Genomic DNA, 310 nt, shown 5'->3' on the forward strand with positions numbered 1-310 from the left:
GGTGATGAGGTTGGGCTGCTCCAGCCCGCCGCAGGAGACCAGCACCGGCGGTTCCGGGTTCAGCAGGGTGCTGCCCCGCCAGCTCTGTTTGCTCATCCGTGATACTTCCGTTCATAGGGGGCCCAGGTGCGCTCCGAGATGATGTAGCGCGGGCGGGCCTTTGTTTCCATATAGATCTTGCCGATGTATTCGCCGATGACACCCAGGCTGACCAGCTGCACGCCGCCCACAAAGCAGACGATGCAGATGGTGGAGGCCCAGCCGGCCACCACGCTGCCCATGGCCGCCTGCACGATGGCCCAGATCACGC

Annotated in this window: 2 pseudogenes; both read right to left on the bottom strand. The window is 64.5% G+C overall.

From position 1 onward, the window contains the following. Window positions 1-96: pseudogene (locus P0G09_RS20945) on the bottom strand (flavin reductase family protein); the annotation flags it as partial. Beyond that, window positions 93-310: pseudogene (locus P0G09_RS17705) on the bottom strand (glycosyltransferase); the annotation flags it as partial. The pseudogenes P0G09_RS17705 and P0G09_RS20945, both read right to left, overlap by 4 nt.

It is taken from the genome of Faecalibacterium sp. DFI.5.82, from assembly GCF_029076575.1.
GTDB lineage: Bacteria > Bacillota > Clostridia > Oscillospirales > Ruminococcaceae > Faecalibacterium > Faecalibacterium duncaniae.